The organism is Micromonospora sp. NPDC003776 (assembly GCF_053605645.1).
Genome location: NZ_JBSGJR010000450.1, coordinates 1 through 5,983, shown reverse-complemented (window position 1 = coordinate 5,983; position 5,983 = coordinate 1). Strand labels below are relative to the sequence as shown.

The 5,983-nt window shown below is 72.9% G+C and carries 8 protein-coding genes; 5 read left to right on the top strand and 3 right to left on the bottom strand.

Translation table 11 applies throughout. From position 1 onward, the window contains the following. From ACWEVO_RS27805 to ACWEVO_RS27790, 4 genes are all read left to right on the top strand, one after another. A partial coding sequence (locus ACWEVO_RS27805; protein ID WP_452310448.1) for a hypothetical protein occupies nucleotides 1–233 on the top strand: 233 nt, incomplete at its 5' end. 51 nt (nucleotides 234–284) lie between these two features. Next, on the top strand, nucleotides 285–1,700 hold the full coding sequence (locus ACWEVO_RS27800) for a DUF4331 domain-containing protein (protein ID WP_452310447.1): 1,416 nt from the start codon (nucleotides 285–287) through the stop codon (nucleotides 1,698–1,700). Beyond that, nucleotides 1,693–2,028 (top strand): phospholipase, encoded by a 336-nt coding sequence (locus ACWEVO_RS27795; protein ID WP_452310446.1) that lies wholly within the window; start codon nucleotides 1,693–1,695, stop codon nucleotides 2,026–2,028. Before ACWEVO_RS27800 ends, ACWEVO_RS27795 begins: the two co-directional genes overlap by 8 nt. 491 nt (nucleotides 2,029–2,519) lie before the next feature. After that, nucleotides 2,520–2,780, top strand: a complete 261-nt coding sequence (locus ACWEVO_RS27790) for a WhiB family transcriptional regulator (RefSeq protein ID WP_013284161.1) — start codon at nucleotides 2,520–2,522, stop codon at nucleotides 2,778–2,780. A gap of 69 nt (nucleotides 2,781–2,849) precedes the next feature. On the opposite strand, the gene ACWEVO_RS27785 is transcribed toward ACWEVO_RS27790, so the two are convergent. Further along, nucleotides 2,850–3,299 carry a metallopeptidase family protein gene (locus tag ACWEVO_RS27785; RefSeq protein ID WP_091260118.1) on the bottom strand — a complete coding sequence of 150 codons (450 nt, stop codon included), beginning with the start codon at nucleotides 3,297–3,299 and terminating at the stop codon, nucleotides 2,850–2,852. Nucleotides 3,300–3,453: 154 nt separating this feature from the next. Here ACWEVO_RS27785 and ACWEVO_RS27780 point away from each other — a divergent pair, with 154 nt between their 5' ends. Beyond that, entirely contained in the window at nucleotides 3,454–3,822 is a 369-nt protein-coding gene (locus ACWEVO_RS27780; protein WP_452310445.1) for a DUF3499 domain-containing protein, read from the top strand. Nucleotides 3,823–3,921: 99 nt separating this feature from the next. Here the strand turns inward: ACWEVO_RS27780 and ACWEVO_RS27775 are convergent, their stop codons facing one another. Together ACWEVO_RS27775 and ACWEVO_RS27770 are read right to left on the bottom strand one after the other, a co-directional pair. Further along, nucleotides 3,922–5,298, bottom strand: a complete 1,377-nt coding sequence (locus ACWEVO_RS27775; RefSeq protein ID WP_452310444.1) for an NAD(P)/FAD-dependent oxidoreductase — start codon at nucleotides 5,296–5,298, stop codon at nucleotides 3,922–3,924. Next, nucleotides 5,298–5,983: pyridoxamine 5'-phosphate oxidase family protein (locus ACWEVO_RS27770; protein WP_452310443.1), on the bottom strand; the 686-nt coding region annotated here is incomplete at its 5' end. The genes ACWEVO_RS27770 and ACWEVO_RS27775, both read right to left, overlap by 1 nt.

Here is a 5,983-nt window from a genome sequence, read left to right as displayed (position 1 = left end):
GGCAGACGTTGACCGCCGCCGCGAGCGCCACCCTGGGCGCCGCCGCCCTCACCGTGCCGGGCCTGTCGGCCGCGCAGAACACGCCGGCCAGGGGCCGCCGGGACGAGCCGATCGTGATCCACCTGCGTGATGCGGCCTCCGGCGCGCTGGACGTCTTCGTCGGCACGACCCGGATCCAGGTCCGTGACCGGGCCCTGGCGGACCGGTTGGTGCGCGCCGCCGGTCGACGCTGACCGCCGCTCTTCCCCTCGACCTTTTCTTTTCCGACGAAGGTGTGGTCCGCCATGTCCTCTCACCGTGAGGCCCCGGAGATAGCCAAGGATCCGGTGGCCGACAGCTCCGATCTGTACGCGTTCGTCAGTCCCGATCACCCGGACACGGTCACGCTGATCGCCAACTACGTGCCGGTGCAGCTTCCCTCCGGCGGCCCGAACTTCTTCGAGTTCGGCGACGACGTCCGGTACGAGATTCACATCGACAACGATGGGGACGGCTATCCGGATGTCAGCTATCGGTTCGAATTCACCACCGAGATCACGAATCCGAACAGTTTTCTCTACAACACCGGGCCGATCGAGTCGCTGGACAGCAAGAACTGGAACCGGCGGCAGTTCTACCGCCTGACCCGGGTCGTCGACGGGCGGGAGCGGGTGCTGGCGCACAAGTTGCCCTGCCCGCCGTGCAACGTGGGCCCGCTCTCCACGCCGAAATATCACGACCTCGTCCGGCAGGCCACGTACCGGCTGTCGACCGGGGAGAAGGTCTTCGCCGGGCAGCGGGCGGACGGCTTCTTCGTCGACCTCGGCGCCATCTTCGACCTCGGGACGCTGCGGCCCTTCCAGCAGCTCCACGTCGCCGGCAAGAAGATCTTCAAGACCGAGGGGCAGCCGGTCAACGCGTTGGACCGGACCAATGTGCACAGCATCGCCGTGCAGGTGCCGCTGACCACGCTGCGCCGCCGGGCCAGCCGGTACGGCTACGCCGACCGGGCCTCGACCATCGGGGTGTGGACCACGGCGTCCCGCCAGCAGGTCCGGGTACTCGGCGACCGGGTGGCCGCGGACACCGCCGCCGGCCCGTTCACCCAGGTCTCCCGGCTGGGGAATCCGCTGTTCAACGAGGTCGTCGTGCCGATGTCCAGGAAGGACCTGTGGAACACCCTGCCGCCCACCGAGGACAAGCGGTTCGCGCAGTTCGTCGAGCATCCGGAGCTGGCGGCCCTGCTGCCCGCGCTCTACCCGGGCGTCTTTCCCCGCCTGGACGCGCTGAACAAGTCGAAGAAGCCCCGCGCCGACCTGGTGGCGATCCTGCTCACCGGGATCCCGGCCGGGCTGATCGACGGGTTCGCCAACACCACTGGCGACCTGCAGGCCGACATGCTCCGGCTGAACACAGCCATCCGCCCGAACCGGAAGCCGGACCGGTTCGGCGTGCTCGGGGGTGACCTGGCCGGCTTCCCCAACGGCCGGCGGGTCGGCGACGACGTGGTGAGCATCGCGCTGCGGGCGATCGCCGGCCTCACCGTGCCGCTGGTGGACAAGACCTTCACACCGGACGCCGCGGCCGCCACGGTCACCCCCGGGCTCAGCGCGGCGGACGTTACCGCGCCGTTCCTCGGTGACTTCCCGTTCCTCGGCACCCCGTACGACGGGTTCGACAACCCGCCGGCGAAGACGTCCCGAGAGGGCGGCCGTGCCTGAGCATTCCCTGGGGCCGTCGGAGAGCGGCAGCGTCGTGCTCGACCTGGGCGGCGACTTCGGCGCACTGATCGTCTACACCGGACGCGACCTGCACGGCCGGGAGATCGAGATCAGCCGGGCCGACGGCGACGGGCCACGCACGCACTCGGCCGTACGCGAGCGGCACGTCCGGGACGGGGTCTTCCACAGTGCCGTTTACCCGGGCCTGCCGGCAGGCGTCTATACCGTCTGGTGGGACGATCGGACGCCGGCCGGGGCGATCTCCGTCACCGGCGGTGCGGTCGCCGAGTTCGTCTGGCCGACCAGCTCACCGTCGGGGGTCGGCTGACCGTACCCGCGCTGCCGCCGTCGCGCCCTGTCCACGTGGTGGACGGGGCGCGGTCGGCGTTTCCGGGCTCGACGGGCGGTTCGGCGCCGGTCGGGTTAACCTTTGCCCCACCACATGCTGATCTTGGACGGTGTCGCGACGGCCGCCAGGGTGCGGCCCACCGGAGCCTCCACCGGGGGCCGCCGGGCGGGTCCGCGCCGGGGTGCGCCACAGCGAAAATCTCCGGCAACTCGCCGGAGAGGCGTTACTCGTCCGGGGTCTGAATCGATAGGGCAGGTTGCGAGGCTCGGGCGGCCGGATGGTCGTCCCGAACGTGTCGGGAGGGCGACTCCATTATCAAGTTTGGCTTGACGGCGCACGCATTACACGCGTGTAATTTGAATGGGGTTGTTCGGCCGGAACGGAAAAAATGGGGTGCGGACGGACAAGCGCGCCTTTCGCGTGGGGGGTTGCAGCGGCGATGACGCCGGTGCGCGACAAGGAGGCATCTGATGGACGGCCAGCTCGAGGTGGCCGACCTGCTCGGAAACGCGCCGGAGTGGCAGGAGCGGGCGCTCTGCTCGCAGACCGACCCGGAGGCGTTCTTTCCCGAGAAGGGCGGCTCGACCCGCGAGGCGAAGCGCATCTGCTCGCGGTGTGAAGTCAAGACGGAATGCCTGGAATACGCCCTCGGTCACGACGAACGGTTCGGGATCTGGGGCGGGCTCTCGGAGCGGGAGCGGCGCAAGCTCAAGCGGCGGGTCGCCGCCTGACGCGTACCGGGCCGGGGCGGTGGGGGCCGCCCGGCCCGGACCCGACAGGCCGAGCCGGTGGGGGCCGGCTCAGGCCAGTTCGTCGGGATCGACCCCGAGCAGGTTCGCCACCTGCTCGATGATCACGTCGTGCACGAGATCCGCCAGATCCTCGCGGTCCATCGCGCGGAACTCCAGCGGCCGCCGGTAGAGCACGATCCGCGGCGGCACCTCCTGCCGACCGGGCCGGCCGGGCAGCAGCCGGGCGAGCGGCACCTCCCCGTCCTCCAGGACGTCCGAGTCGTAGACGTTCAGGTCCGGCGGGACGTCCTCGACGGCGAACTCGACGCCGGCCAGCTCCTTGGCGAACCGGCGCTCCAGCGTCTCGACCGTGTCCAGCACCAGGTCGTCGAAGACCTCGGCCTTGGTCCGCGCCAGCGGCACGGTGGCCGGCACCAGCCGCCCCCGCAGCCCGCGACCGTGGCGGTCGCGGTGGGTGCGCCGGCCGGAGCCGGGGCGGCGGTTCTCCGGGCTCGTCATGACGCAAAGGGTAGCCCGCCCCACCTGGCCACCCGTCGTTGCGCCGCCGCAGCGGCGCGCCGGTGATCCGATCGGACGAATTGTGATCACCATGACGGGCGTGTCGCATCGCGAAGCGGTGCGCCGGACCCGGTAATGGGGATACCCTGCCGCCGTGAGGTCACCACGGCGCTGCTCCCGTAACGGCTGCCCCCGGCAAGCGGTCGCCACATTGACCTATGTCTACAACGAGTCCACCGCCGTGGTGGGCCCGCTGGCGGCCTTCGCCGAGCCGCACACGTACGACCTCTGCGAGCCGCACGCCCGCAACCTCACCGCGCCGCGCGGCTGGGACGTGGTGCGGCACGAGGGTGAGTTCGAGCCCCCGCCGCCCACCACCGACGACCTGGTCGCCCTGGCCGAGGCGGTACGCGAGGCCGCCCGCCCCGCGCCCCCGCGCCCCCCGGACGACGCCCAGAACGCCCCCCACCCCCCACAACAGGGCCGCCGCGGCCACCTCCGCGTGATCCCGCCCAACCACTGACCCACCCGATCACCTCGTGTTGATCAAGGGGTTCGCGCCAGAATCCGCGCCGCGGACGACGCAAGCCCCTTGATCAACAGTGCCTGGGGTGGGGTGTGGTCAGTGGCCGAGGAGGCGGGAGAAGGCGGCGGCGCGGCGGGAGGGGCGCCCAGTGCGCGCCTCGGCCTCGTCGGCAGAGAACATGACCTTGAGGCCGGCGTTCACGGCCAGCCAGCGCAGGGGTTCCGGCTCCCAGCGCGGGGAGCGGTGGTTGACCCAGGGGAGGGCGGTCAGGTCGCTGTCCGCGCCCCGGATCAGGTCGGCGAGGGTACGGCCGGCCAGGTTGCTGGTGCCGACGCCGTCGCCGACGTATCCGCCGGCCCAGGCGAGGCCGGTGCCGCGGTCCAGCCCCACCGAGGCGGCCCAGTCCCGGGCGACGCCCAGCGGTCCGCCCCAGGTGTGGCTGACCGGCACCTCGGAGCCGAGCACCGGGAAGAGCTCGCCGAGCACCCGGCGCAGCGCCGCGAAGACCTGGGGCTCCCGGTCGTAGCCGGGGTGGACCCGGGAGCCGAAGTGGTAGGGGGCGCCCCGCCCGCCGAAGGCGAGCCGGCCGTCGGCGGTGCGCTGGCCGTAGATGATGACGTGCCGGTAGTCGGAGAAGGTCTCCCGCTCGGCCAGCCCGATCCGCGCCCAGGTCGACTCCGGCAACGGCTCGGTGGCCACCATCAGCGAGTAGACCGGTGCGACGGCCCGCCGCTGCCCGGGCAGGGCGGGGGTGAAGCCCTCGGTCGCCCGGACCACCACCGGGGCGCGGACCACCCCGGCGGGGGTCACCGCCGCCCCCGGGCGCACCGCGGTCACCGGAGTCCGCTCGAAGAGGCGTACCCCCCGGCGCTCGACCGCCCGGGCCAGGCCGCGGACCAGTTTGGCCGGGTGCACCGCGGCGCAGTGCGGGGTGTACGTGCCCCCACGTACCCCCTCGGCGGAGCAGCGGGCGGCGGCCTCCGCCGCGTCGAGCAGCACCAGGTCCTCGTCCGCGAGGCCGTGCTCGCGGGCCTCGGCCACCGCGGCCCGGGCCCGGTCGAGCTGGACCCCGGTACGGGCCAGCACCACCGTCCCGCCGGCCTGCCAGTCGCATTCGATGCCCTCGGCGGCGACCACCCGGCCGACCTCGCGGACGGTCTCCTGCATGGCCCGCTGCATGGCGAGCGCCCGGTCCCGGCCGTGCCGGCGGGCCAGCGCGGGCAGTGAGGTGGGGAAGAGCGCCGAGCACCAGCCGCCGTTGCGCCCGGAGGCCCCGTACCCGGCGATCTCCTTCTCCAGCACCACAACGCGCAGCGCCGGATCGGCCTCGGCGAGGTAGTACGCCGTCCACAGCCCGGTGTAGCCCGCGCCGACGATCACCACGTCGGCGTCGGTGTCGCCGGGCAGTCCGGGGCGCGGGGTGAGCGGCTCGTCCACGCTGGACAGCCAGTACGACAGGTCCTGGTAGCGCATCACCACTCCGGTGGGGGCAGGTCGTGGCGCAGCCGTGGATCGGGCTGCGGGGTGCCGTACGTCTCGACGACCGGCACCACCCCGGCCCAGACCGGCCGGTCGAGGTCGTCCTCGGGGTCGTCGGGCGGGCCGGCGCTGACCTTCACCGAACACTCGTCCAGCGGCAGGGCGAGCACCAACGTGGCGGCCAGTTCCTTGGCCGACGGCGGCCGGATCTCCGCCCAGCGGCCGGGGAGCAGGTGTTCGGAGAGGCGTTCCAGCGCGGCCAGCTTCGCCGCGCCGTCCAGCGCGACCAGCCGGCCGAGCACCATGGCGCAGCGGTAGTTCATCGAGGACTCGAAGGCGCTGCGGGCCAGCACCAGGCCGTCGAGCAGGGTGACGGTGAGGCAGGCCGGGGCGCCGGCGGCCAGGTGCCGGAAGAGGCGGCTGCCGGTGGAGCCGTGCACCAGCACCCGCTCGCCGTCGCGGGCGTACGCGACCGGCAGCGCGTACGGCTGGTCGCCGTCGGCGATGGCCAGGTGGCCGATCCGGCCGGCGTCGAGCACGGCGTGCAGGGCCGATCGGTCGTGGACGGCCAGGTCGGGCAGGCGGCGTACCCGGGTCCGGTCGGTGCCCCCGACGGCGGCCGCGCGCCCGGGCTGGTCGACGGCGGCGTCAAGGGCGCGGGGCCGGGACCCGTGGGTCC